The organism is Cognatundibacterium griseum (assembly GCF_014284195.1).
GTDB lineage: Bacteria > Pseudomonadota > Gammaproteobacteria > Burkholderiales > Burkholderiaceae_D > Undibacterium > Undibacterium griseum.
The window spans coordinates 103254-129280 of the sequence record NZ_JACOGC010000004.1; the positions used below are offsets into that span (position 1 = coordinate 103254).

A 26027-nucleotide genomic window follows, 5' to 3' on the forward strand; every position below is an offset into this window, starting at 1 on the left:
ATGTCACCTCTCGATAAAGGTGATTTTTTAAAATCCATTTGATATGACAAAAATCTTTCTTGCCTTTTTAAGCGCATTTCTCCTTGTTTCTTGCAGCAAAAACAGTGGTGTGCCGGATGTGGATATTCATGGTGAAATTGTTGAAGTCAAGCCAGCAGGAATATCAAATGGCTTTCATTTCTCAGCCAGTTACGCTCGAATGATTAATGTTAATGGAAAGAAAATGGAGCTACTCGAATTTTTAAGTACCTACTGCGTCGGTAAAGCAAGAGAAGAAACTGAAACCTGCTCGAGGGGAGCTCGTATTGCTGCGATCGATATGAGTAACGGCCCAGTAGAAAAATTACCCCCAGGCTTATAGACATACTCCCTGAATCGCCACGAGTTCCCTAGACACTCTTCCTTTCGATAGCGCTGATTATCTATCGTGTTGACGCCTCAGAATATTTCAAGAGACGCGGGCACATCTGCTCAGGTTGAGCTATATTAGTAACGTGGCGTTACTGTCGCTTCGTTTTCACGTATAATCTTCGATCGATTATTTAATTGACTTTTTCTTTTTCTTGTCAAGTTAAATCGTTATTTTTTAGAAATTCCTAAGGAACTCGGTATGTTTAAGGAACGCAAAGCAGCACAGTTGGCCGCTGCACTGCTTGATAGAGCGGGCGGGCGGTTAAACGTGCTCAAACTCACAAAGTTGCTTTACCTCGTCGAAAGAGAGGCCATGAATCGACATGGTTTTCAGATTTCAGACGACCAGATGGTGTCAATGCCTAAGGGGCCTGTCTTGTCCAACACACTTGACTTAACAAATGGCTTTGTTGAGTCGGCAGAATGGGATGCTCTAATCGAAGATCGAGAGCAGCATGATGTAAAACTTAAGGTTGCAATTGCTCGTCAAGAACTTACCGCCCTAAATGACTCAACTATCGACATAGTCAATGCGATTTGGGCTGAATTTGGTCACATGAGCCAATGGGATTTGGTCAAGTATACCCACGATCAATGTGCTGAATGGGAAGACCCCGATGGGTCGTCCTTGCCAATTCCTGCTAAGCGAGTCTTTATGGCGACCGGTAAATCTGCGGCAGAGGCGGAAGTTATGGCGAAGGAAATGCGAGCACAGCAATATTTCGATCGTTTGCTTGAGGACGTTGATGGCTAACCCTGCGAATCCAGCTCAATTTCCCATTGCTCAGCGAGATGCATTTCTTATACCGTCTGGCCCAAATTTGACAGAAGATCAATTTCATCTTTTTGTTGTTTTGACTGATCCAGGTAAAAGTAACGAAGTATTGATGGTTAATGCTACGACTTGTTATCCCAATATTCCAGATGATCCATCTTGCTATTTGGAAGCGGGCGATCACAATTTTATCCAGCATAGAAGTTATGTGTTATACGAGAAATCTCGCAAGTTGAGTATTACAAAGCTTCGTCAGTTGATCGCTGCAAAAACCATAATTTTTCGACCTCCACCAGTCAACCATGCTGTATTCACTCGTATAGGGGCAGCGGTGCCTGGCAGTAGGATGAGCCCTGATCATATTGATTTCTTCAACCGGTACCGATAGTTTTGTGGCAAAGGGGCTCGTGAAATGTCGAGCTATGCAGTAATTCGATGTTTGCGTTCACTCCTAAGTGGAAAGGGAGTCAAGAGGTTGGCGTGGCCCGCAACTCCTTTCGGCGCGAGGACTTGCCTCTTTGATGTATACCATAGTTTGGTGGAGTAATAATCCCTTCTGCGACCATGTGGCGAGCGATCCCGGATGGTCGAGAAAACGGTTTGATTGTTGGTGGTGGTCTGCTAATTTTCAAATGTCTCAGCCTATACCCTATAGTTGAATAGTACTAGAACAACATCTAGGGTTGAAAATTCTTATATTTCAATCCTTGTTACTGAGCCACGAAGATAGGTTACATTAAATTAAAAAGTGGGTACAGGAGTGGGTACAATAGTATGTATGCCGAATAATTTTCAATAGAAATCATATCGTTATCATCGAATTTCCTGTTCAACGTCTAATCAGCAACATCCCCACAAAAGACGCAGCCGCATGGCTGCGTCTTTTTTCATCTGCCACCGTCAGCGATCATCCGGGATTCACTGCTCTCATCATTAGAATCCCCCGTTTAAGCGGAACACATTAAAATAACAAGCCCTGCCCGCTTAATTGCTCATTTAACTGCTTATTTAACTGCTCACGGACTGCCTGGATGCCTGCCATTTCCGAACTGACGATTTACCCGATCAAATCCTGCGCCGGGATATCCTTGAACGAGGCAGTCATGACCGCAAGCGGATTGCGTCATGCCGGAGTCAGCGATCGCGAATGGATGCTGGTCGATAGCAACGGGTTGTTTCTCACGCAACGCGAATACCCGCGCATGGCGAGCCTGCGCGTGACGGTTGGAGAAGATGTGCTATGTGTGGATGCGGTGCGGATGACAACATTGCGCATCCCGCTGCAAGCTGCGACTGCCGCGCAAACGATCGCGGTCAAAGTCTGGGATTTTGAAATTCAGGCGGAGGATGCCGGTGACAGCGCCGCCTCATGGTTCAGCACCGCACTGGAAACAGCTTGCCGGCTGGTGCGCTTTCCGGCACAGGGGAAACGCTTTGCCAATACCAAGTGGACCGGCGATACGTTAGCACCGACCCGCTTTGCCGATGGTTACCCAATGCTGCTGATCAGCGAAGCATCGCTGGATGATCTGAATCGGCGGGCCGCGGCTCAGGGGCGTGCTGCCGTGCCGATGAACCGTTTTCGCCCGAATATTGTGATCAGCGGCATTGAGGCTTTTGAAGAAGATTACGCCGCCAGCTATCTGCTGGACAATGGCATACAGCTGCGTCCCGTCAAGCCTTGTCCGCGTTGTCCGATTCCTGCGGTTGACCAGTCTGACGGCACAGTGGGTGACAATCCGGTAGATATCCTGCAGAGTTACCGCGCCAATCCGATTGTGGACGGTGAAATCACCTTCGGCATGAATGTGATTCTGGAGCAGGGTGCAGAAAAAATAATCCGTGTCGGCGATTTGCTGGACATGCCGTTCGCTTTTGACACATTGTGAAAAGCATCTGCAGACCGCTGCTATTGACGAGCCACTGACCTCATGCGCCAGACTATCCCCCCCAATACCGCATCAGCATCCGATAAAGCGCTGGCGGAATTGCGCATGGAAAATCAGCTGTTGCGCGCTCGTCTGGATGATTTGCTGGAACAGGCGCACCGCAATCAGAATATCATGGCACGCCATCAGAGTTTTGATCTGAAGATCATTGGCGCCAGCCAGTTCCGTGAGCTGATTTCCTGCATTTTCAGTTCGCTCGCCATCATGTCGGAACTCGATGTCGTTACCCTGCATCTGATTGATCCCCGTCAGGATTTGCAGCAAATGCTGAGCGATCTCCGAATTGATCTGAATGAATTTCCGCATCTGCATTTCATTCGCCATGAAAACGAACTGCAAACGGCAGGATTACCCATGCAAAAACCGGGGCTGGGACGTTATCAGCCACCACTGCATCAGTTCCTGTTTCAAAGCTGCGCGCACAAACCGCAGAGCATCGCCATCATTCCTTTGCAGCGCCAGAACAAGCTGATCGGCTATCTGAATATCGGCAGTTTTTCACCGGAGCGTTTTCTGCCCACGATGGCGACGGATTTTATTGAACGTCTTGGGCTGATCATTGCCGTCTGTCTTGAGAATGTCATCAATAATGAACGGCTTACTTATATCGGTCTGACGGATCCGCTCACCAATGTCAGCAACCGCCGTTATGTGGAACAGCGCATCCGCGAGGAAATTGGCCGGGCCCGGCGTCAGCGTTATGGCATTGCCTGTCTGTATCTGGATATCGATCATTTCAAGCAGATTAATGACCGTTACGGCCATCAGGGCGGTGACGATGTGCTGTGCGAGGTTGCCAGACGGATTAAGGCAGAGCTGCGGCTCAGTGACACACTGGGTCGTTTTGGCGGGGAAGAATTTGTCGTGCTGCTGGTCAATGCAAATTTACAGGATGCCATGCTGGTCGCTGAACGTATCCGCCGCAGTATTGCCGATACTGCGTTTCCCCTGTCTGCCACGGGAAACTGCAGCACCACGATTTCGATCGGACTCACGACAGTCTCCGAACGGCACAATCTGGGAGAGGCCACGCTGGTCGCACGCGACATGCTGCTGCGGGCCGACCGCGCACTGTATGAAGCCAAGCGCAACGGGCGTAACCAGGTGCGTTGCGAATAAACCGGAAGATCAGTTTTTTTGCTGCGCAGCCTGCAGCTGTTCGTATTTTGCCTGCAATTGCGCAGGCGTCTCACGCCATTCCGGATTAAACGGAATGCAGTTCACCGGGCAGACCTGTTTGCACTGCGGCTCTTTGTAATGACCGACGCACTCCGTACATTTATGCGGATCGATCTCGTAAATTTCCGGCCCCATGAAAATGGCATCATTCGGGCATTCAGGTTCGCAGACATCACAATTGATGCAATCGTCTGTAATCATTAAGGCCATACACACTTCGCTTTCACTGCAACGCTGTCGTCTGACACCACTCTCAAAATCAAGACTGGTGGGACAATCAGCGGATTACTGTTTCTTATTTCGGTTCATTCAGCGCCGCGACCTTCTGCTTGAGCCAGCGGTCCACGGAAGGGAATACAAACTTGGACACGTCACCGCCAAACATCGCGATCTCCCGCACAATCGTGCCAGAAATAAACTGATACTGGTCGGAAGGCGTCAGGAACAAAGTTTCGACATCGGGCAGCAGATAGCGGTTCATCCCCGCCATCTGGAATTCGTATTCAAAGTCCGACACGGCGCGCAGACCACGGACGATAACGCGGGCGTCATTCTTGCGGACAAAATCTTTCAGCAGACCGGAGAAGCTCTCCACCCGGACGTTGGGATAATGCCCCAGGACTTCATTGGCAATGCTCAGGCGTTCATCCAGAGAGAAAAACGGCCGCTTACTTTTACTGTCTGCCACGCCAACCACCAGCGTATCAAACAGACCCGAGGCGCGACGCACCAGATCCTCATGACCGCGGGTCAGTGGATCAAATGTTCCCGGATAAACGGCTGTGACCATCTTCACTCCCTTTGTTTGCTGACAGCATCACGTTATGCACTGAATTGAGCTGGCATTATGCCTGATTTTCGTGCGTTTCATGCTGCAAAATGCTGCGTTGCAGTATATGGAAATGCACGCTGCCTGCTTTATCCGCACGTATTACCTGCCATCCTGCTAATAATTGTCGTATTTTTTCATCATCCACCGGATTACCTGCTTGCGGCGCCAGCGAAAACTCCGCCTCAACGTAAAGGTATCCGGATGGCTGCAACATGGATTGACAGGCGGGAAGGATTTTTTCCAGCCAGCCCATGGAAAATGGCGGGTCAAGGAAAATCACCCCGTATTGTTCCCCTCTCGCCACAGCCTGTTCAACAAACCGCATAGCATCCGCTTTGAGCAGGGTGCACTGACTGGCCTGCAATTTATCCCGCACTTGCAGTAACTGCTGAAACGCCGGGGTATAAGCTTCCACCAGTGTCACCTGGCGGGCGCCGCGGCTGGCAGCCTCCAGACCGAGTGCTCCGCTGCCGGCAAACAAATCGAGACAGCTGACCTGCGACCAGTCGGCGTCCAGCAGATGGGTCAGCCAGTTAAACGCCGTTTCACGCACGCGGTCGGGTGTCGGGCGTAATCCTTCGGCTTCAATCACACTCAGCAGGCTGCGTTTCCACTGTCCGCCGATAATGCGGATCTGATGGTTGGCGCGTGATGCCGAAGCCGGCTTTCTGTTCTGGTTTTTCATGTTGGGATTCAGGTGCTTCAATCGAATTAGCCGGTATGCTCTGTTAAAATGGCAGCATTCTAATACTAGGACTGCTGCCCTGCAGCTTCCGATCTTCCTACAAAATCGCCACCGATGTTCAGTTTTTTTAAACGCAAGCCCAAAGAAGAAGCAGCGACCGCACCGGCACAGCCAGCCGCAGCACCATTAACGGCTGCCGCAGCACCGCCTGCTTCGCTCCCTGAAACGGCGTCTGCGGACAGCCAGCCCGTACTTTCTGATGCCGCGCCGGAACAAAAACGTTCCTGGCTCAGCCGGCTGAAATCCGGACTGGCAAAAACATCCTCCAGCCTGACGACTTTATTCATCGGCGCCCGGATTGATGATGATCTGTATGATGAGCTGGAAGCCGCGCTGCTGACTGCCGACGCCGGCGTGGAAGCCACTTTATTTCTGCTGGATACCCTGAAGAAAAAAGTCAAAGATGAAAAACTGACCGAGGCAGAACAGGTCAAGACTGCGCTCAAAGCTTTGTTGCTGGAGCTGCTGACGCCATTGCAAAAGCCGCTGGAGCTGGGGCGCCACCAGCCACTGGTCATGATGATTACCGGTGTCAACGGTGCCGGAAAAACCACCACCATCGGCAAGCTGGCCAAGCATTTGCAGGTACATCAGCAATCCGTCATCCTCGCCGCTGGCGACACTTTCCGTGCAGCGGCCAGAGAACAGCTTGCGATCTGGGGTGAGCGCAATGACGTGACCGTGATTGCGCAGGAATCCGGCGACCCGGCAGCAGTGGCATTTGATGCCGTCGCTTCGGCGCGGGCGCGCGGCACCGATGTCGTCATGGTGGACACGGCAGGCCGGTTGCCAACGCAGTTGCACCTCATGGAAGAACTCAGAAAAATCAAGCGGGTAATTGCCAAAGGCATGGATGGTGCGCCACAGGAGGTCTTACTGGTGATTGACGGAAATACCGGACAAAACGCCCTAGCGCAGGTCAGGGCATTTGACGATGCCCTGCAACTTACCGGTCTGATCATCACCAAACTCGATGGCACAGCGAAAGGCGGCGTGCTGGCGGCGATTGCGAAAACCCGCCCTGTTCCGGTCTATTTCATCGGTGTCGGCGAACAGATTGAGGATTTACAGCCTTTCAACGCACAGGAATTTGTCGACGCACTGCTGCAATAATGCGCAATAACATTTACTGACTCCATTCATCGCCATGATCGAATTTGATAACGTTTCCAAGCAGTATTCGCGCGACGCTTATGCTTTGCGTGATATTTCCTTATCGATTCCGGATGGCGAACTGGTGTTTCTGGCAGGCCCGTCCGGTGCCGGCAAATCCACCCTGCTCAAAATGATCGCGGGAATAGAAAAACCCAGCCAGGGCCGGGTAATCGTCAATGGCCAGGATATCAGCAAATTAAAATCCGGCAGCCTGCCCTACCTGCGCCGCAAACTGGGACTGATCCTGCAGGATCAGAAACTGCTGAATGACCGCAGCGTTTTGTCCAATGTGATGCTGCCCCTGATCGTCACCGGCGCGGCCAGCAGCGAAGCCGAAGCGCGGGCCCGCGTGGCGCTGGAAAAAGTCGGTCTGATCGATAAAGCACCGGCATTCCCATTGAGCCTGTCCGGCGGAGAACAGCAGCGCGTGGCAATCGCCCGCGCGATTGTCAACCGGCCAAAAATTATTCTGGCCGATGAACCGACTGCTTTTCTTGACCGGGACAACGCCAATAAAGTGCTCAGTGCGCTGAAAGCCTTTCAGAGTGCCGGTGTCACCTGCCTGATCTCCAGCCATGATGAGCAATTTCTCGATCAGGCCAACCGTGTTATTTATCTGAGCCATGGACAGGTCACCGATACCTGGAATGCGGCAGTCGCCGCCTGACCCCGGATTTTTAAGGATACCCGTATGACGATCTGGTTTCGTGAACACCTGTTTGCACTGCGCAGCGCATTCACTCACCTGCGCGCAGGTACCGGCAATTTCCTGTTCAATGTGCTGGTGGTCGCGATTGCGCTGGCATTGCCGATCGCCGGTCTGACGCTGATTGAAAACGTGCGGCCGGTTTCTTCCCAATTGTCGATTGAGCCTGAAATCAGTATTTTCCTGGGCACTGAAACACCGCGAGAGAGCGCAACCGCCTTGTCCGTTCCGATCAAAAAACTGCTGAAGGAACGCAATATCAGCGGCAAACTGAACTTCATTCCGAAAGACAAAGCGCTGGCTGCCATGCAGGATTCTTCGAGCCTCGCTGAAGTCTTATCGACGCTCGGCGGCAACCCCTTGCCGGATGCCTATGTATTATCGCTCTCCAACAGCGATGCAGGTAAGCTCGACAGCCTGACAGAACAGCTCAGGGCCTTGCCTGATGTGGATGTGGTCCAGGTGGATTCGGCCTGGGTCAAACGTCTGGCGGCACTGGTTCAGATTCTGGAAATGGGTTTATTGTTCCTTGCCGTGACGCTGGGGATGGTTGTTATCGTCGTGGTGTTCAATGCCACGCGGCTGCAAGTCATTTCGCATCAGGCCGAAATTTCCGTCACCCGCCTGCTGGGAGCAACCAACAGCTTCATTCACCGCCCGTACTACTACACCGGCGCCATGCTGGGTTTGCTGGCAGGCTTGCTGGCGCTGGGCGTGATCGCGGCAGCATTGCAACCGCTGAATCAGAGCATCGCCGAATTTGCCAGACTGTATGCCTCAGAATTTCGCCTGGTTCCACTGGGCATCATTCCCAGCCTTGCATTACTCGGGATCAGCATGCTGCTGGGGCTGACAGGTGCTTATCTGTCTGTGCGCCGGCAACTGGCCCGGGCAATCTGAAACTTGTTACTCTTATTACATGAAACTTTCTCCGGTTTCCTGACTCCAAGTATCAAGAAGCCCCTGTTATGCAGTGATGATCCAGGTAAAAGACGGTGGAAATACGAAATTCCCATCAGTTTATTTTGCAAAAAAGATCATTTTTCAGCAAAATTAGCACTCTTCTCAAGAGAGTGCTAATATAGGGTTTAAGAAGCCGGCTCTGCATCTATTTCAGCGGACCGGCAGCAATGAGGAGGAACTATCGCAATGACTTCGACACAACTTATCCCGGCAACAGACAGCACCGCGCTGACCCTGGGTTTCAGTGGTACGCTCGGAAATATTGACGCCTATATCTCTGCTGTTAACCGGCTGCCTATGCTGACCCACGATGAGGAAGTGGATCTTGCCACCAAGCTGCGCGATCATAATGACCTCGCAGCGGCACAGACACTGGTGCTGTCCCATCTGCGGCTGGTTGTTTCGATTGCCCGCGGTTATCTGGGTTACGGTCTACCGCATGCCGATCTGATCCAGGAAGGCAATATCGGTCTGATGAAAGCCGTCAAGCGCTTCGACCCGAATCAGGGTGTGCGTCTGGTGTCTTATGCCATGCACTGGATCAAAGCCGAGATGCATGAATACATCCTGAAAAACTGGCGTCTGGTGAAAGTGGCGACTACAAAAGCACAGCGCAAGCTGTTCTTTAATCTGCGCAGCCACAAAGAAGGTCTGGAAACCATGTCTCCCAAGCAGATTGATGCGCTGGCCAAGACTCTGGATGTGAAACGGGAAGAAGTCATCGAAATGGAAATGCGTCTTTCCGGGCATGACATTGCTCTGGATGCATCAAACGATGATGATGACGACAAATTTGCACCGATTGCGTATCTGAAAACCGAGTCAGAAGAGCCGACCCGGGTGCTGGAAACCCGGCAGTACGATCGTCTGCAGAGCGAAGGACTGGAGTCTGCGCTGGCAAAACTGGATGCCCGTTCCCGTCACATCATTGAAGCACGCTGGCTGAAAAATGATGATGGCTCCGGTGCGACCTTGCATGAGCTGGCGGATGAGTACGGTGTGTCCGCAGAGCGTATTCGTCAGATCGAGAGTGCTGCCCTGAAAAAAATGAAAGGCGCACTGAGCGCATTTTCCTGAGTTCAGCAGACAACTGCAAAAAAGGCACTCCCCGGAGTGCCTTTTTTGTTTTTCCGCATCTGAAAAATGAATTATCCGGGGAGTATCTGCCATTTTACGCTGATTGCCCGCATCAACAAACGGACTCCCAACATACTCCCCTCCAGTATTTTTTATGGTTCGGCGCGCATGGGTCACTCCCATCCCGATCCATGCCGTAAAACTGCTGTTTATTTCAGCAATAATTTCAGATCGTGCACAATTGGTTCTGCGCCCTGTCCGTGACGCAGGAACAGGCGTATCCGCCCTTCGGTATCAAACACATAGCTCCCGGCCGTGTGGTCCATCGTATAGCTGGTCGGCGTTTTACCCGGAACTTTCTGGTAATACACCTTAAAATCTTTCGCTACCTTAGCCGTGGCTGCCGCATCACCATACAGTCCGAGGAAACGACGGTCAAAATTCGGAACGTAAGAAGCCAGCAAAGCCTGCGTGTCACGCTCAGGATCAAGCGTCACAAACAGTACCTGCACTTTATCGGCCTGATCGCCCATCTGCTGCATCACAGTGGCCATTTCTGCCATGGTAGTCGGGCAGACGTCAGGGCATTGGGTGTAACCAAAGAAAATTACGACCAGCTTGCCACGAAAATCCTGCAAGGTGCGCGGCTTTCCATAATGGTCGGTCAGGGCAAAGTCCTTGGCATAATCCAGACCGGTCAGATCAGTGTTGTTCCATTTTTCCGCCGGTTTGCCACAGGCAACCAGCATCACTGCGAGGGTTGCGATCAGGAATTTTGTGAGAAATTTCATCATTTTAAATAATGGTCGACCAACAGCGCGGCAAACAACAGCGACAGATAAATAATCGAATAAGCAAAAGTCTTACGGGCCAGAATGTCGTTATAGTGACGGTACATCTGCCAGGCATACCACAGGAAAATTGCTCCCAGAATCAGAGCGCTGATCAGGTAAATCAGTCCGCTCATATGCACTGCATAAGGCAGCATGGTCGTCGCCACCAGGGCAATCGTATACAGCCAGATATGGAAACGGGTGAATTCCGGGCCATGCGTCACCGGCAGCATCGGCAGACCGGAACGGGCATAGTCATCGCGCCGGTACATCGCGAGCGCCCAGAAGTGCGGTGGAGTCCAGACAAAAATAATCAGCACCAGCAGCCAGGCCTGCATCGGCACATCATTGGCGACCGCCGCCCAGCCCAGCGCCGGCGGCATGGCACCGGACAGACCACCAATCACGATATTCTGCGGCGTGGCTGGCTTCAGGATCACGGTATAAATCACGGCATAGCCAACAAACGTCACAAAGGTCAGCCACATGGTCAGGGGATTGACCAGCGTGTACAGCACCAGCATTCCCATGCCGCCAAGCACGCCGGAAAACACCAGCGTCTGCAAGGCACTGATTTCACCGGCTGCAGTGGCGCGGCGAGCCGTGCGGGCCATCCGGGAGTCGATCTCGCGCTCCACCAGGCAATTGACTGCAAATGCAGCGCTGGCCAGCAGCCAGATGCCGATCGTTGCAGCGATCAGAATGCGCCAGTCCGGCAAGTCGGGCGTCGCCAGAAACATGCCGATTACGGCGCAAAAGACCGCCAGCTGCGTCACGCGCGGCTTGGTCAGCGCCCAGTACTGCGCGAAACGGTTGGAGGGCAAACGGAGAGTAGTAGTCATAAGTATCAGTCATCAACGGCACGGCGTGCCTGCCGGACACGGTAGTTTAACATGCTCAGCAGCAGCACCAGTGCAGCAGCTCCGCCATTGTGCAAAACCGCCAGCAACAGTGGCCACGCAAAAAATACAGTGGAAATACCGATTGCCAGCTGAAGTCCGATCACTATTGCCAGATAACGGGCAAGGCGACTGAATTCAGCTACGCGAGCGGCGCCCCAGGCGGCATACAACACAGCAACCAGCACCAGTAAGGCGAAATTCCGGTGTACCCAGTGTATGGCCACCAGTGCGGCAAACGGCAAATATTCCCCACTGACCGTTTGTCCGAGTTGCCGCCAGAGACTGAAGCCATGTCCGAAATCCATGGCCGGCATCCAATTCCCCTGACACAGAGGATAGTCGTGACAGGCAAGTGCTGCATAGTTAGTGCTGACCCACCCGCCAAGGGCAATTTGCATAAATACCAGGATCAGCGCGATTCGTGCCGGCCAGGCCAGCGACACGGCCTTCGCTGCGGCAATCATTGTTCTGGGGCGTTGCTGCTCCAGCGCAGCAGCCAGCAATGCCAGCAAACCCATTGCCAACAGCAGGTGAGAAGTGACGATGACGGGCTGTAATTTCATCGTGACCGTCCATTTGCCGAATGCTCCTTGCAGGCAGACAAAGAAAAGCAGGAAAGTCGCTAACCACGGTGAGATTCCGGTTTCACGTCTTTTTTTCCATGCCAGCACGACCTGGGCAATAATCAGCAGCCCGACACTCATGGCCAGGTAACGGTGAATCATTTCTATCCATGCTTTCTGGACGGTGACCGGCCCGCTCGGCATCGCTATTTCAGCGGCCCGGATATCAGCATGTGATTGCAGCGGATTGGCCTGCCCGTAACAGCCCGGCCAGTCAGGACAACCCAGTCCGGAATCGGTGAGCCGGGTAAATGCCCCGAACATGATTAATTCAAACGTCAGGGCGACAGTAACGGCAACCAGCTTGCGATGTTTGCTGGGATCACGGGAAAAATAAACTATGGACAATGGCAGCAGGGCGACGCCGATTCCAATCAGAGCAAGTTGCAGCAGCATCATCAGCCTATCGCGGAAGCACGGAGTAATTTTGCCAGATCTTTTTTGATCTTATTCGGGTCTGCATCCTTTGGGAAACGCATCATCAGATTACCCAGCGGGTCAATCAGATAAATATGATCGCTGATCTGTGTACCGGTATCTGCTGGCAACCAGTGCTGCAATTCAGCAGGGGCAGTTTTCAGAATATGCATGCCATCGTATTCGCGCAGCAGGCTGGTGCTGACCGGCTGCTCATCCGTCACCATCCAGACGCGCTCGATGCGATCCATTTCTTTTCCCTGAGCCAGACGCAATTGCCGCATGTCGTACAGCCGCTTCTGACAGGTTTCCGTGCAATCGCCGGTACCGACAGTCAGCATGACCCATTTGCCCTGATAAGCGCTCAGTCCTTTCCCTGCATCCGCACTGCCAAGCAGCGTGGTCTGCATGAGCGGCATCGGATACTGACGCGGATCCAGTATGGTGCCGTAATTGGTGCGCCCGGCAGGTTTGATGATGTAATAAGCGAGATAGGAACAGATCATGGGTGCGGCGCAAATCGCCAGCACCAGAAACAATTTCCTGCGCCCGTTAATTTTTTGTTTGCTGTTTTCTTCCACGTCGGATTCCTGTCACCACAAAAAAAACCACTGTCATCACTGACAGCGCATACCACTGTAATGCATACGCCCGGTGTTTGCCGGCACCGGTATCCGGTCGCGGCCAGGTGCGCTCCAATCCGTCATCGGCCGCGGACGTCTGCATCACCAGCGCGGGAGAGAATGTCAGACCGGATGCGGCTGCCAGCGCTGGCAAATCAAGATTCTGCAATAACACTCCGGGGCGCACCACATCAGGCTGCCCCAGCTGCATCACATGATCGGGCTGCGTCCGGATGCTGCCTTCAATTTCCACCATCCCTGCCGGAGTCCGCAACGGCAACACGCGGTTACGATCCTGCGGGTCGCGCGGCTGCCAGCCCCGCATCACCACGACAGCCTGCTGACTGCCTTCCGGCAGGAAAGGCATCAGTACATAGCGGCCGGATACACCGTTCAACGGACGGTTATCCAGATACAACGGCCACTGGCTTATAAACTGACCGCGCAACAATACCTTACTGAACTGCGGCAGCTGGGCCAGCTCCGTCCATCGTTGCACTCTGGCCGCCGGCATCTGCTGGCGCAACGCCATCTGACGGGTGATGGCTTCTTTTTCCAGTGCGCGGCCAGTTTGCCATTGTCCCAGCCAAATACCCGCTGCTGTCAGCGCCAGAGTCAGGATCAGGGGAAGCAGTCGGAAGCGTTGGAACATGGGCATTCGCAGATTACTGTATTACAATGGGCTAATTATGAATTGTTTACCGGAGAGACAGGATCAGCATGAAAATTTTTGTTGCGATTGCATTTTTCCTCATTATTTTCAGCATGGGATCAGCACTGGTCTATCTGATGAAAGATAAGGGACGCAGTAACCGGACAGTCTGGGCACTGGCGTTCCGGGTCGGTTTTTCCATCACTTTATTTATCCTGATACTGCTTGCCAATCACTTTGGTCTGATACAACCGACCGGAATCCGCTGAACTCACTGACTCAACTGACACGGATACGGCACAGGCCCCATTCACCGGGCAGATGATTGTACTGTGAGATACCCCCCAGTACATCCACTGACCTCCGCTACATCTCTGACTGCCGGTGCAACTGCTCATTCAGGTCATAAGAAAAAGCCGCACTGATGTGCGGCTTTTTTATTCGTCAGTGTAGCGAGATCTTACAGCCAGTACACCACAACATACAGACCCAGCCAAACCACATCCACAAAGTGCCAGTACCATGCAGCACCTTCAAACGCAAAATGATGATCCGGAGTGAAATGGCCTTTCAACACACGGAACAGCACGACTGACAACATAATCGCCCCCATCGTGACATGGAAACCGTGGAAGCCGGTCAGCATGAAGAATGTAGAACCATAAATACCGGAAGTCAATTTCAGATTCAGCTCATGATACGCATGGATATACTCATAGGCTTGGAAGCCCATGAATACGGCACCCAGGACGATCGTGGCAAACAGCCAGAATGCCGTCTTGCCGCGCTGGCCGGCACGCAATGCATGATGCGCAATCGTCAGCGTGACGCCGGAAGTCAGCAATAATGCCGTATTGATCGTCGGAATAGGGAATGGCCCCATGGTCTTGAACGATTCAATCGTGCCTGCAGGACCGGCATTGCCCCACTGTCCGGAAAAATCCGGCCAGAGCACTTTGTGGTCCAGATCAGCCAGCCAGGGCATGGTGATGCTGCGCGCATAAAACAGTGCGCCGAAAAATGCAGCGAAAAACATGACTTCAGAAAAAATAAACCAGCTCATACTCCAGCGATAGGACACGTCAATCCGTGCGCTGTACTGACCGCTTTCAGATTCTGCAATCGCATCACCAAACCAGTTATACAACACCACCAGTGTCAGAAACACACCGGCCAGATTTGCGTAACTGCCCCAGCTCAGACCATTTACCCAGGCAGACGCGCCCAGCATGGTCAGCAATAAGGAAGAACCTGCCAGAACAGGCCACTTAGAAGGTCCTGGTACAAAATAATACGGTGCTTTAGCGTGCGAAGAACTCATTTCCATCTCCCGATGCATTTTAATGTACTGCTCAAATTGTTATTTTGCGACGACATACTTCACGATAAGCACCAGGGTTGAGACAAAAATCAACGCACCGATGATACCGGCAATAATGACGTGAACCGGATTCAGCTCGGCTGCATCCTGCTCATAGTCATTTTTCTTACGTATTCCCAGAAACGACCAGAACACGGCTTTGACTGTTGCGATAAAAGAAGCCTTGCGTTTTACCGCATCTTTCAATTCACTCATGTTTTACCCTGCTGTCCGGACTGCGCTACTCCGGTCTTATTGCCCACTTCAAAAAAAGTGTATGACAAAGTAATCGTTTTCACGTCTTTCGGTAACGCAGGGTCAATATAAAACACGACCGGCATCTGCCTGGCCTCGTTGGCCTCCAGCGTTTGCTGCTTGAAGCAAAAACATTCCATCTTTTTGAAGTAGCTGCTGGCTTGCTGAGGTGCATAGCTTGGTATTGCCTGCGCATCCATTTTGTAAGCCTGCTTGTTAACAACTTCATACACGATCTGCGTCATCTCACCGGGATGCACTTTCATACTGGACACCACCGGACGAAAACGCCAAGGCCCCTGCGTATTGGCATCAAATTCAATGGTCACTTCACGGCTGCGGTCTATCTGAGTATTCGAAATCTCTTTCGCCGAAATGTCTTTCGGTGTAAGGATATTAATGCCTGTGATTTCACAAATCTGCTTGTACACCGGCACCAATGCGTAGCCAAAGCCGAACATCATCACAGCTATGAGTACTAATTTAGACAGCAGCCTGGCATTGAGCTTCTGAATAAAACTTCCTGCGTTCTGCTTATTTTCCGACATCAGATTCTCAGTTCAACGCAGTAACGTCTGCTTGACAAACACACCAATGAAAAAAATCAGGGCGATCGATGCCAGTATCAATGCTGTTCTGGTGTTATCAGGTTTTTTATCGTTTTTCATAGTCGCACACTTGTCCGGAACAATGATTCCGGACAAGTGTTTCCAGAGTTATTTAACGACAGGCGGTTCTTCAAACGTATGGAATGGCGCAGGACTTGGTACAGTCCACTCCAGACCTTCCGCTCCGTCCCATGGCTTGGCAGGCGCAGGCTTGCCGCCCTTGATAGAAGGAATAACGACTGCCAGGATGAAATACACCTGCATCAGGCCAAACCAGAAAGCGCCAATTGTCGCTACCTGATTGAAGTCTGTGAACTGCGCCGGATAATCTGCATAACGGCGTGGCATCCCTGCAAGTCCGAGGAAGTGCATAGGGAAGAATGTGACGTTAAACGCAATCAGGGAGCCCCAGAAGTGAATCTTGCCACGGGTTTCGTTGTACATAAAACCGGTCCACTTCGGACTCCAGTAGTAATAGCCGGCAAACAGGGCAAACAGAGAGCCCGCCACCAGTACATAGTGGAAGTGCGCCACAACGTAATAGGTATCCTGCAACTGGATATCAATCGGCGTCACCGCCAGAATCAGTCCAGTGAAACCGCCCATGGTGAACACGAAAATAAAACCCACGGCAAACAGCATCGGTGTTTCGAAGGTCATCGAACCTTTCCACATGGTTGCAACCCAGTTAAACACTTTGACACCGGTTGGCACCGAAATCAGCATGGTGGCATACATGAAGAACAGTTGCGCCGTCACAGGCATACCGGTCGTGAACATGTGATGTGCCCAGACGATGAACGACAGAATCGCGATCGATGCCGTTGCATACACCATGGAGGCATAGCCAAACAAAGGCTTACGGGCAAAGGCAGGAACAATCTGGGAGACAATGCCGAACGCCGGCAGAATCATGATGTACACCTCAGGGTGCCCGAAGAACCAGAAGATGTGCTGATACATCACCGGATCGCCGCCACCGGCTGCATTGAAGAAGGAAGTGCCAAAATGACGGTCAGTCAGCGTCATCGTGATCGCACCGGCCAGCACAGGCATCACGGCTATCAGCAGATAGGCAGTGATCAGCCATGTCCAGCAGAACATCGGCATTTTCATCAGTGTCATGCCTGGTGCACGCATGTTCAGGATTGTTGTGATGATGTTGATCGAGCCCATGATGGAAGAGGCGCCCATGATGTGCACAGCAAAAATCGCCATGTCCATGCCAGGACCCATTTGTGTCGACAGCGGCGCATACAGCGTCCAGCCGGCAGCCGTTGCACCGCCTGGAACCCAGAAAGATGCAACCAGCAAAATCGCCGCTGGCGGCATCAGCCAGAATGAAAAGTTATTCATACGGGCAAACGCCATATCCGATGCGCCGATCTGCAGTGGAATCATCCAGTTCGCGAAACCGACGAAGGCTGGCATGATCGCACCGAACACCATGATCAGACCGTGCATGGTTGTCAGCTGGTTGAAGAATTCCGGCTGCACCAGTTGCAGGCCAGGCTGGAATAATTCGGCACGGATCATCAGCGCCAGCACACCGCCGGACAACAGCATCGTGAAGGCAAACCACAAATACAAGCTGCCGATATCTTTATGATTGGTAGCAAACAACCAGCGGCGGAAACCATGCGGATGGTCATGCGCGTGGTCGTGAGAGTGATCGTGAGCGTGATCAACGGTAGTAGAGCTCATCTTTTCTCCTGTTCTTCCTGTTATTACTTACGCGCAGCCAGAACTTCGGCTGGTTGAACGATATTTTCGGCCGACTTGTTAGACCAGTTGTTACGGGTATAAGTAATCACCGCAGCAATCTCTGTATCAGACAAAGTCGCCTTCCAGGATGGCATGCCATTCTTACCGTTCATCACAATTGCCATTTGTCCTGCCTTTTCACCAGCGACGACGGCAGAACCATCCAGCGCAGGGAACGCACCGGGAACGCCTTTACCGGAAGCCTGATGGCAGGCAACGCAATTTGCAGCATAGACTTTTTCACCGCGCTGCTTGAGTTCATCGACAGTCCAGACCTTGTTCGGATCATCTGCCTTGGCCGCCATTTCTTTCTTTTTGGTCTCTACCCATTTTTTGTAGTCTTCGTCGGACACGACATTGACGACGATCGGCATGAAGGCATGTTCCTTGCCGCACAGTTCCACGCACTGACCGCGGTAAGTACCAATTTTTTCTGCTTTGAACCAGGTATCGCGGACAAAGCCGGGAATCGCATCCTGTTTGACGCCGAAAGCAGGAATAGTCCAGGAGTGGATCACGTCATTTGCCGTCGTGATCATGCGGACTTTTTTATTCACAGGTACAACAACCTGATTATCCACTTCAAGCAGATAATTATCACCGCGGGCTTCTGTCGGTGCGACGCCCGGTGCGCCAACCTGTGTGCGTGGCGTTGCCAGCGTGGAGAGGAAAGAAATACCTTCGCCTTCGCCTTTCAGATAGTCATAGCCCCATTTCCATTGCATGCCGGTGACTTTGATCGTCAGATCGGCGTTCGAGGTGTCTTTCATGGCAACGACTGTTTTCGTGGCCGGCAATGCCATGCCGATCACGATCAGGAAGGGGACGACAGTCCATGCGATCTCGACGGCAGTGCTTTCATGAAAAGTGGCAGCTTCATGCCCCACTGATTTGCGGTGTTTGAGTATGGAGTAAAACATGACTCCGAATACTGCAATAAAAATCACCAGGCAGATAACCAGCATGAGGTTATGAATGGAATAAATCTGCTCGGCAATCTGTGTGACTGGTGTTTGCAAATTTAACTGACGTACAGCTGGACCACCCTGACTATCCACCACCGCCCAGGCCGGCAGGTTGGCAGCCAGGAGCGAGGCGCCCAGCATGAACGATTTGAATCGCTTTGCATGTTTCATGATATCCCCAAAACCCCGATTAGAATTCTTTTGAACTGTGCACCAGGACGCGGAATCATTGTTACAAAGTGCGTACTGGCAGCTTCTACAACCTCATGAGTATAAGGTGTAATGAAGCGGGATATCAAGCAGAATACAAATCAGAAATCAATGATCTGGCGCAAATGAAACATCGCTTACTGCGGATTTTCGCAGATTTTCCGATATTTCTTTGATCCAGATTAAACGTGACATCATGGCGATTTTTTAGGCAGATCGAAGCGGATAATCGATTCGCCGGCAGACGTCTTTCTGCTGACAGGACGGAATGCATGACCGTAAATCACTTCAAAAGTCAGCGCAATCCGTCCCTCTGCATTACGTTGCCGCTCCAGTGCCGCCAGCATTTTTCCGTGCGCCAGCCTGCCCATCAGTCCGGGACGGCGGCTTAGCAACGGATTGCCGCCCAGTGCCCGCACGTCGTCCAGTAATTTTGTTGTGTCCTGATAGGTCAGGGTGATTTTTTCCATATCCATGACCGGCGTTGAAAAGCCGGCGTTCACCAGCATATCGCCGAAATCATGCATATCAACAAATGGCAGTGTGTGTGGAAATTGGTCTGCTTCTGCATACGCCTGACGTAATTCGATCAGCGTATCCGGCCCGAAACAGGAAAACATCAGCAAACCTTCAGTGCGTAATATGCGCCGCCATTCGGCAAAAACCTGATCCGGCTGAGGATGCCAGTGCAGCGCGAGATTAGACCAGATCATGTCCACCGCCTGCGCCGCCAGCGGTGTTCTGGAAAAGTCCCCGCCGATCAGCGGATTTCCCTGCTCCTGCCTCAAAACGGCGGGCGTCCAGCGCGCCAGCAATTTACTCACGGCATTCATGCTGTTCTGTTGCTGCTGCCGGATCATGCCGAGCATGGCAGGCGCCGCATCCAGCCCCAGCAGCAGCGCATCGGGATAACAGCGCTGTAATTCCGGCAAGTCGGCACCGCTGCCGCAACCGGCATCCAGCACCCGCTGCGGTTGTATCCTGACCAGTTCCAGTTTTTCCCGCATTCGGGAAGCCACTTCCCGGCGCAGGAATTCCGCATGGGCCATTTTGTCTGGCCTTGAGAACAATCTTCTGACTAGTTGGGTATCAATGGGTGCGCTGAGCATAGAAAAAACAGCCGGATGCCGGAGGAATGAGATAATTCCCAGAGTTTACACGCTTGCGATACTGTCCGCAGAATTCAACAATGCCCGCATTCCGATCTCTGGCTGAAAAATCCCTGCAGCGCTTGCTGACGCACTGGCTGCCCTGCACCTGTGCGCTGTGCCGGCAAGAAAGCGCCGGAATTTTATGCGACGCCTGCCGGCATACTTATTTTCCGCCGGGTTTATCTCATTGTCCGCAATGCGGTCTGCATGTAACCGAACAGGAGCCCGGGCAAACACCTGTGCAGCGTTGCGGTGACTGTCTCAGGAATCCGCCGGCATTTGACCGCACCATTGCGGTCTGCGATTATGCGCCGCCACAGGATCAGCTGGTGCTGTCGCTGAAATTTGCACATCAGCTGGCACTGGCGCCATTGTTTGCCGGTTTGCTGCGCGATGCCATTCTGCGGCAAGCGGAACAGCACTTGCCGGACATGCTGCTGGCAGTACCGCTGGGACGCCAGCGTTTACAAGACCGTGGTTTTAATCAGGCGCTGGAGATTGCCAGACCGCTGGCGCATCAGCTCGGGATTGCGCTGTATCCGCGGGGACTGCAGCGGATCAGGGAAACCTTGCCGCAAACCAGCCTGACACCGGACGCCCGGATTCGTAACATGCGCAACGCTTTCATGCTCGATGAACGGATCACCGGCAGCCTGCGGGGAAAGCATGTCGGCATTGTGGACGACGTGATCACCACTGGCATGACCCTGCATGAAATCGCTACAATGCTGAAACGTTTCGGTGCAGCCACGGTCAGCAACTATGTGTTTGCACGCACCCAATATCACTCATCGTAAGGAAATACCTTGTTTCATGTCGTCCTGGTGGAGCCGGAAATCCCACCGAATACCGGTAACATTATCCGTCTGTGCGCCAATACAGGTGTTCAGCTGCATCTGATCGAGCCCCTGGGTTTTCCATTGGATGACAGCAAAATGAAGCGCGCCGGACTGGATTACCATGACTATGCGACCATGAAGGTGCATAAGAACTGGGAAGCATTCTGCGCCAGCGAACAGCCAGATCCGCACCGGATGTTTGCCATGACCACGCATGGCTCCGCTCCGTTTGCCAGCGTGCGTTTTGAGCCGGGAGATTATTTTATCTTCGGAGCAGAAACCCGCGGGCTGGCGCCGCAACTCAGGGAATCATTCCCGCCGGCACAGCGCATCCGCCTGCCGATGCGGCCGGATAACCGCAGCCTGAATCTCTCCAACACCGTCGCCATCGTAGTTTATGAGGCATGGCGGCAACATGGCTATGCCGGTGGCGCATAAGCACAGGCAAAGCAGCACGCAGTTCTTTTCTTGTTCCGGAAATTAGTTCAGAATGAACTGTAAGATGCAAAAATAGAAAGTTCGCATCTCGGCTGATGGTAAAGGTACAGGCAGGCATTGCCACCTGCGCCAGACCATCAGAGTGGCCGCAATCAGTGCATTCTCCTGTGATCAGCGCTGTCAATTGAGTTAATGAATAAATTTGGAACATGGACCTGGTTTGAGGAGACCGGTGAATTTCACTGGTCATCGGGTCTTTGTGCTTTATTCAACCGCGCTGACGATTCCAGCCGCATCCCGCTGCAGGAAGTGTGCGCCTGCCTGACACCGGATTCTGCACACAGCCTGCAGACAGCCTTACAGCAGGTCAGCCTATCCGGAGGCCAGTTTGAACTGGTCTGCAGCTTGCAAGACACGCGGTTGCCGGTACACTGCATCCGCTTTTGCGGCGAGTATTCGGCATCATCAACGCAGCCGCAATTACAGGGCTTTGCCGAGGGAATCGCTCCTCTGCCGGGACAGGCAGCCGCCATTCCGGACGCCCTGCCTGCCGTGGCTGCGGCGCTGCCGTTCGGTATTCTGATGCTGTCTTCACCACAACGGTTGGCGTGGATTAATCCATTGTTTTGCGACTGGCTGCAACTGCCGCAACAACCAGTCAAAACCGCTTTGCAGGCGAGACATCTTTTCGATTCTCCTTTGCTGGACATCATTGAAGCAGCCTTTCAGGGAACGCCGGCTTCCCTGACCCAGGTCTTTGCGCAACCTGACGGCAGCGAGCGCCTGCTGGCACTGGAACTGACCCCGCTCAGGGAATCAGCACAGCAGGCGGCGGCGCAAATCATGTCGCCAGTCACCGGCTGCCTGATGACGGCCACTGACGTAACCGCTTACCATCAGACCATCGCTCAACTGCGTGACCAGGAAAAACGCTGGCAAATGACGCTGGAAAGCTCCGGCGACGGCACCTGGGACTGGTATCCGCAAAGCGGCATCGAATATCTGTCCGACAAACTAAAAGCGATTTACGGCTACGCGCCGGAGGACATCGGCAATCTGCCGGAAGAACTCGATAGGCGCACCCACCCGGACGACAAATTACAGATGGAGCTGGACCGGCTCGCCCATTTTGAAGGCAGAACACCCGGCTACATCAACGAACACCGCGTGCAATGTAAAGACGGCAGCTGGAAATGGATACTCACACGCGGTATGGTCATCGAGCGCGACAGCGAAGGCCAGCCGCTGCGGGTCGTCGGCACCCATACCGACATCTCCGAGCGCAAACAGGCGGAAGTCGCCCTGCGCGAAAGCGAAGAACGGCTGCGGATGGCACTGTCAGCCACGCATCAGGGCCTGTTTGATATGAATCTGCATACCGGGATTGCGGTGGTGAATGCAGAATACGCCCACATGCTCGGTTATACCCTGCCGGATTTCCAAGAGAACCGGGCCCGCTGGTATAGCGGCCTGCATCCGGACGACCTCGAAAGAGCAGACCGGGCCTACTCCGATTATCTGAACGGGAAAACCGAGGAATACCGCGTCGAATTCCGCCAGCGGCATGCCAATGGTTCCTGGATATGGGTGCTGTCAGTCGGCGCGCTGGCAGAGTGGGATGAAAATGGCAATCCGCTGCGGATGCTGGGAACGGTGCTCGACATCACCGAACGAAAACAGTCGGAAGCACTGATCTGGACCCAGGCCAATATCGATCCGCTGACAGGTCTGCCCAACCGACGTATGTTTTACGACCGGCTGGAACAGGATATGCGGCGCAGCCGGCGCAGCCATCTGCCGCTGGCGGTTTTATTCATCGATCTGGATTTTTTCAAAGAGGTCAACGACACGCTCGGACATGCCAGCGGTGACGCCTTGCTGATTGAAGCGGCCGAGAGACTACGACGCTGCGTGCGCGACAGCGACACCGTGGCGCGGCTGGGCGGTGACGAGTTTACGATCGCCATGCCCGATCAGCACGATACCCTGCATGTGGAACAGATCGCACGCAATATCATCAGTGCCTTGTCTTCTCCATTCATGCTCGCTGAGCAGGAGATTTATCTGTCGGCCAGCGTCGGCATCACGATTTATCCGCGCGATGCCAGCACCCTGTCCGATCTGATCAAACATGCCGATCAGGCGATGTACGCTGCCAAGGATCAGGGGCGCAATCGCTTCAGTTATTTCACTCCCAACCTGCAGATCGCCGCCCAGTCAAGGCTGCGGCTCAGCAACGATCTGCGGCTGGCGGTGAATGAGCAGCAGCTGGAGGTATTTTTTCAGCCGGTCGTCGATCTGGCCAGCGGACGCATCCTCAAAGCGGAAGCCCTGATTCGCTGGCCGCATGCGCAGCTGGGCTATATCAGTCCGCTGGAATTCATCCCGATTGCAGAAAGCACCGGACTGATCTATCACATCGGGGAACAGGTATTCAAGGTCGCCACGTACTGGGTCAGGCGATGGCGCGATCTGGTGCATCCGGATTTCCAGATCAGTATCAATCAGTCACCGCTGGAATTTCAGAACGACCAGGGACGTTATGCAGACTGGCTGCAGCATTTGCGCCGGCATCAGCTACCGGGACAAGCCATCACGATTGAAATCACCGAGGGGCTGCTGCTGGATGCCAGCACCAAGGTCGCCACCCGTCTGCTGGAATTCCGCGATGCGGGGATACAGGTGGCGATTGATGATTTCGGTACCGGCTATTCTTCGCTGTCTTATCTGCAGAAATTCGACATTGATTATCTGAAGATTGACCAGTCATTCACACGCAATCTGACACCGTCCTCGAACGATCTCGCGCTGCCGGAGGCGATCATCATGATGGCGCACAAGCTGGGTTTAAGCGTGATTGCAGAGGGTGTGGAAACCGCATTGCAGCGCGATCTGCTGCGTCAGGCCGGTTGTGATTTCGCACAGGGCTACCTGTTTTCCAGGCCATTACCGCCAGAAGAATTTGAAGCGCTGTTGCTGGCACAGGAAGCAGGCCGTCACACCGGCTGACACCAGCACGTTTGCAAAACTGCTCAGCCCCGGGCTCTGACCTTTGTCAGTAATTGCGTGGTGGAACGGTCGTGTTCAAATGCAATCGCCGCCACTTTACCGCCATATGCCAGCACCGCCTGCCCTTCCGGTATGGCCTGCATATCGTAGTCGCCACCTTTGACATACACGTCCGGCTTGGCAATCAGCACTGCCTGCAAAGCCGTATCCTCCTCAAACTCCACCACCAGACTGACCGACTCCAGCGCTGCCAATACCGCCATGCGATCGGCACAGGTATTGACGGGGCGATCGTCTCCTTTACCGAGACGTCTGACCGAAGCATCGGTATTGACCGCCACAACCAGCGAAGCGCCGTGCTCCCTGGCCTGCGCCAGATAGCTCACATGCCCGCGATGCAGGATATCAAAGACGCCATTCGTCATCACGACCGGATGGGGTAATGCGGCAGCACGCTGCGCCAGTTCAGCCGGGGAACAGATTTTTTTTTCGAATTCAGGCATGGTCAACAATGGAAAATACCGCTGACAATCGCGGCAGGCAGCCGGATTGTACAACGGTTGGCGTTTTCCTCAGAGAGCCGCCGCCTGACCGGCAGCAGACAGGCGCTGTGCGACTTCCTTGCGATAACGGTTCAGGTCCTGCACGGTTTCAAAGCTGCGTTCGAACAACAGGGACAGATTGTGCAAAATCCGGTCCACCACTCTCTTTTCCCACACACCGTCAAACCTGATCTGCCCGTCCAGCCAGCGCTCCAGCCAGTCGGGGTCAGGCAGACGGCTTTGCACCGTGTCATTCGGAAACAAAGATTGATTCACATGCAGATTGGTCGGATGCAAAGGCTTTTCGGTGCGCCTTGCCGATGCCATGAGCACGCCGATTTTAGAAAATGCCGCCCGTGCCACATCGCCGACTTCCGCCAGTGATTTTTTCATGTAACGCAGATAAGCACCGCCATGACGTGCCTCGTCCTGACTGATGATTTTATAAATATGCTTGATCACCGGCTCGGAATGCCATTCGGATGCGCAACGGTACCAGTGGTTCAGGCGGATTTCGCCGCAGAAATGCAGCATCAGTGTTTCCAGTCGCGGTGCCGGATCGAATTCAAACCGGACCTGGTCGAGTTCCGCCTCAGTCGGCACCAGCTCAGGGTGAAAGCGGCGCAGATATTCCATCAGCACCAGCGAATGCTTTTGCTCCTCAAAAAACCAGATCGACATGAAAGCGGAGAAATCGCTGTCGTCGCGGTTATCGCGCAAGAACATTTCCGTCGCCGGCAAGGCCGACCATTCGGTGATCGCATTCATTTTGATGGTCTGCGCCTGTTCCGGCGTCAGCAGGGAAGCATCATATTGCTCCCACGGAATATCGGTATCCATATTCCAGCGCACCTGCTCCAGCGATTTAAACAATTCAGGATAAAGCATGGCTTACCTCGGCATCAGTTACAACTCACAAAATGTGTATTGATTGTAGCAGAGGCGTATGACTCCTTCACGACAGTACCCTGAAGGCTCATACCGCACCGGATACAGCATGCATCATCCTGTTTTGATGAAGTGCCTGCTCCCTTGGAAACAAGG

General features: G+C 53.1%; 30 protein-coding genes. 13 read left to right on the forward strand and 17 right to left on the reverse strand.

Annotated features, from left to right (window positions below; genetic code table 11):
- Positions 1-43 precede the first annotated feature (43 nt).
- The 5 genes from H8K27_RS10955 to H8K27_RS10975 all read left to right on the forward strand — a co-directional run bounded on the left by H8K27_RS10955 (position 44) and on the right by H8K27_RS10975 (position 4254).
- Complete coding sequence (locus H8K27_RS10955) at positions 44-361, forward strand: hypothetical protein (protein WP_186863218.1); 318 nt, start codon at positions 44-46, stop codon at positions 359-361.
- Positions 362-610: 249 nt separating this feature from the next.
- A complete protein-coding gene (locus H8K27_RS10960; protein ID WP_186863219.1) occupies positions 611-1165 on the forward strand; it encodes a Panacea domain-containing protein in 555 nt (184 codons plus the stop codon).
- A complete protein-coding gene (locus tag H8K27_RS10965; protein ID WP_186863220.1) occupies positions 1158-1574 on the forward strand; it encodes a hypothetical protein in 417 nt (138 codons plus the stop codon). The genes H8K27_RS10960 and H8K27_RS10965 overlap by 8 nt, the downstream gene beginning before the upstream one ends.
- A 643-nt stretch (positions 1575-2217) precedes the next feature.
- A complete protein-coding gene (locus H8K27_RS10970; protein WP_186863221.1) occupies positions 2218-3075 on the forward strand; it encodes an MOSC domain-containing protein in 858 nt (285 codons plus the stop codon).
- Between the two features lie 42 nt (positions 3076-3117).
- Positions 3118-4254, forward strand: coding sequence for a GGDEF domain-containing protein (locus H8K27_RS10975; RefSeq protein ID WP_186863222.1), 1137 nt, complete (start codon positions 3118-3120; stop codon positions 4252-4254).
- Positions 4255-4263: 9 nt separating this feature from the next.
- Here the strand turns inward: H8K27_RS10975 and H8K27_RS10980 are convergent, their stop codons facing one another.
- The 3 genes from H8K27_RS10980 to rsmD form a co-directional block, all read right to left on the reverse strand.
- On the reverse strand, positions 4264-4524 hold the full coding sequence (locus H8K27_RS10980; protein WP_186863223.1) for a YfhL family 4Fe-4S dicluster ferredoxin: 261 nt from the start codon (positions 4522-4524) through the stop codon (positions 4264-4266).
- Between the two features lie 85 nt (positions 4525-4609).
- The gene (coaD, locus tag H8K27_RS10985) at positions 4610-5104 is read right to left on the reverse strand and encodes a pantetheine-phosphate adenylyltransferase (RefSeq protein WP_186863224.1); all 495 of its coding nucleotides are present in this window, start codon (positions 5102-5104) and stop codon (positions 4610-4612) included.
- Between the two features lie 55 nt (positions 5105-5159).
- Complete coding sequence (rsmD, locus tag H8K27_RS10990; protein WP_186863225.1) at positions 5160-5831, reverse strand: 16S rRNA (guanine(966)-N(2))-methyltransferase RsmD; 672 nt, start codon at positions 5829-5831, stop codon at positions 5160-5162.
- 114 nt (positions 5832-5945) lie between these two features.
- Between rsmD and ftsY the strand changes: the two genes are divergently transcribed.
- The 4 genes from ftsY (at position 5946) to rpoH (ending at position 9792) form a co-directional block, all read left to right on the forward strand.
- On the forward strand, positions 5946-7004 hold the full coding sequence (ftsY, locus tag H8K27_RS10995; protein WP_186863226.1) for a signal recognition particle-docking protein FtsY: 1059 nt from the start codon (positions 5946-5948) through the stop codon (positions 7002-7004).
- Positions 7005-7038: 34 nt separating this feature from the next.
- Positions 7039-7713, forward strand: a complete 675-nt coding sequence (locus H8K27_RS11000; RefSeq protein WP_186863227.1) for a cell division ATP-binding protein FtsE — start codon at positions 7039-7041, stop codon at positions 7711-7713.
- 24 nt (positions 7714-7737) lie between these two features.
- The gene (locus H8K27_RS11005; RefSeq protein ID WP_186863228.1) at positions 7738-8652 is read left to right on the forward strand and encodes a cell division protein FtsX; all 915 of its coding nucleotides are present in this window, start codon (positions 7738-7740) and stop codon (positions 8650-8652) included.
- A gap of 249 nt (positions 8653-8901) precedes the next feature.
- On the forward strand, positions 8902-9792 hold the full coding sequence (gene rpoH, locus H8K27_RS11010) for an RNA polymerase sigma factor RpoH (protein WP_186863229.1): 891 nt from the start codon (positions 8902-8904) through the stop codon (positions 9790-9792).
- 209 nt (positions 9793-10001) lie between these two features.
- Here rpoH and H8K27_RS11015 read toward each other — a convergent pair whose 3' ends face one another.
- From H8K27_RS11015 to H8K27_RS11035, 5 genes are read right to left on the reverse strand one after another with little or no spacing between them, the layout of a single operon-like run.
- Positions 10002-10586: an SCO family protein gene (locus H8K27_RS11015; RefSeq protein ID WP_186863230.1), complete on the reverse strand. Its 585-nt coding sequence runs from the start codon at positions 10584-10586 to the stop codon at positions 10002-10004.
- Positions 10583-11467, reverse strand: coding sequence for a heme o synthase (gene cyoE, locus H8K27_RS11020; protein ID WP_186863231.1), 885 nt, complete (start codon positions 11465-11467; stop codon positions 10583-10585). Before cyoE ends, H8K27_RS11015 begins: the two co-directional genes overlap by 4 nt.
- A gap of 5 nt (positions 11468-11472) precedes the next feature.
- Positions 11473-12546 (reverse strand): COX15/CtaA family protein, encoded by a 1074-nt coding sequence (locus tag H8K27_RS11025; RefSeq protein ID WP_186863456.1) that lies wholly within the window; start codon positions 12544-12546, stop codon positions 11473-11475.
- A 2-nt stretch (positions 12547-12548) separates the two neighbouring features.
- The gene (locus H8K27_RS11030) at positions 12549-13148 is read right to left on the reverse strand and encodes an SCO family protein (RefSeq protein WP_186863232.1); all 600 of its coding nucleotides are present in this window, start codon (positions 13146-13148) and stop codon (positions 12549-12551) included.
- The gene (locus H8K27_RS11035; RefSeq protein WP_230419204.1) at positions 13120-13842 is read right to left on the reverse strand and encodes an SURF1 family protein; all 723 of its coding nucleotides are present in this window, start codon (positions 13840-13842) and stop codon (positions 13120-13122) included. Before H8K27_RS11035 ends, H8K27_RS11030 begins: the two co-directional genes overlap by 29 nt.
- 68 nt (positions 13843-13910) lie before the next feature.
- Between H8K27_RS11035 and H8K27_RS11040 the strand changes: the two genes are divergently transcribed.
- On the forward strand, positions 13911-14111 hold the full coding sequence (locus tag H8K27_RS11040) for a twin transmembrane helix small protein (protein WP_186863234.1): 201 nt from the start codon (positions 13911-13913) through the stop codon (positions 14109-14111).
- A 191-nt stretch (positions 14112-14302) separates the two neighbouring features.
- On the opposite strand, the gene H8K27_RS11045 is transcribed toward H8K27_RS11040, so the two are convergent.
- The 7 genes from H8K27_RS11045 to H8K27_RS11070 all read right to left on the reverse strand — a co-directional run bounded on the left by H8K27_RS11045 (position 14303) and on the right by H8K27_RS11070 (position 20113).
- A complete protein-coding gene (locus tag H8K27_RS11045) occupies positions 14303-15163 on the reverse strand; it encodes a cytochrome c oxidase subunit 3 (protein WP_186863235.1) in 861 nt (286 codons plus the stop codon).
- Between the two features lie 39 nt (positions 15164-15202).
- On the reverse strand, positions 15203-15418 hold the full coding sequence (locus H8K27_RS11050) for a DUF2970 domain-containing protein (protein ID WP_186863236.1): 216 nt from the start codon (positions 15416-15418) through the stop codon (positions 15203-15205).
- A complete protein-coding gene (locus tag H8K27_RS11055; protein ID WP_186863237.1) occupies positions 15415-16005 on the reverse strand; it encodes a cytochrome c oxidase assembly protein in 591 nt (196 codons plus the stop codon). The genes H8K27_RS11050 and H8K27_RS11055 overlap by 4 nt, the downstream gene beginning before the upstream one ends.
- Before the next feature lie 12 nt (positions 16006-16017).
- Positions 16018-16125 carry a cytochrome oxidase small assembly protein gene (locus tag H8K27_RS16395; RefSeq protein WP_218131934.1) on the reverse strand — a complete coding sequence of 36 codons (108 nt, stop codon included), beginning with the start codon at positions 16123-16125 and terminating at the stop codon, positions 16018-16020.
- A 48-nt stretch (positions 16126-16173) separates the two neighbouring features.
- Positions 16174-17769 carry a cytochrome c oxidase subunit I gene (gene ctaD, locus H8K27_RS11060; protein WP_186863238.1) on the reverse strand — a complete coding sequence of 532 codons (1596 nt, stop codon included), beginning with the start codon at positions 17767-17769 and terminating at the stop codon, positions 16174-16176.
- A 23-nt stretch (positions 17770-17792) separates the two neighbouring features.
- The gene (coxB, locus tag H8K27_RS11065) at positions 17793-18965 is read right to left on the reverse strand and encodes a cytochrome c oxidase subunit II (protein ID WP_186863239.1); all 1173 of its coding nucleotides are present in this window, start codon (positions 18963-18965) and stop codon (positions 17793-17795) included.
- A gap of 233 nt (positions 18966-19198) precedes the next feature.
- Entirely contained in the window at positions 19199-20113 is a 915-nt protein-coding gene (locus tag H8K27_RS11070) for a methyltransferase domain-containing protein (RefSeq protein WP_186863240.1), read from the reverse strand.
- A gap of 80 nt (positions 20114-20193) precedes the next feature.
- Between H8K27_RS11070 and H8K27_RS11075 the strand changes: the two genes are divergently transcribed.
- The 3 genes from H8K27_RS11075 (at position 20194) to H8K27_RS11085 (ending at position 24441) form a co-directional block, all read left to right on the forward strand.
- Positions 20194-20952: a phosphoribosyltransferase family protein gene (locus H8K27_RS11075; RefSeq protein ID WP_186863241.1), complete on the forward strand. Its 759-nt coding sequence runs from the start codon at positions 20194-20196 to the stop codon at positions 20950-20952.
- A 9-nt stretch (positions 20953-20961) separates the two neighbouring features.
- Positions 20962-21432 carry a tRNA (uridine(34)/cytosine(34)/5-carboxymethylaminomethyluridine(34)-2'-O)-methyltransferase TrmL gene (trmL, locus tag H8K27_RS11080; protein ID WP_186863242.1) on the forward strand — a complete coding sequence of 157 codons (471 nt, stop codon included), beginning with the start codon at positions 20962-20964 and terminating at the stop codon, positions 21430-21432.
- 192 nt (positions 21433-21624) lie between these two features.
- Positions 21625-24441, forward strand: coding sequence for a sensor domain-containing protein (locus H8K27_RS11085; RefSeq protein WP_186863243.1), 2817 nt, complete (start codon positions 21625-21627; stop codon positions 24439-24441).
- Between the two features lie 23 nt (positions 24442-24464).
- Here the strand turns inward: H8K27_RS11085 and rfaE2 are convergent, their stop codons facing one another.
- Positions 24465-24944: a D-glycero-beta-D-manno-heptose 1-phosphate adenylyltransferase gene (gene rfaE2, locus H8K27_RS11090; RefSeq protein WP_186863244.1), complete on the reverse strand. Its 480-nt coding sequence runs from the start codon at positions 24942-24944 to the stop codon at positions 24465-24467.
- A 69-nt stretch (positions 24945-25013) separates the two neighbouring features.
- The gene (locus H8K27_RS11095; protein ID WP_186863245.1) at positions 25014-25871 is read right to left on the reverse strand and encodes a ferritin-like domain-containing protein; all 858 of its coding nucleotides are present in this window, start codon (positions 25869-25871) and stop codon (positions 25014-25016) included.
- Between the last annotated feature and the right edge of the window lie 156 nt (positions 25872-26027).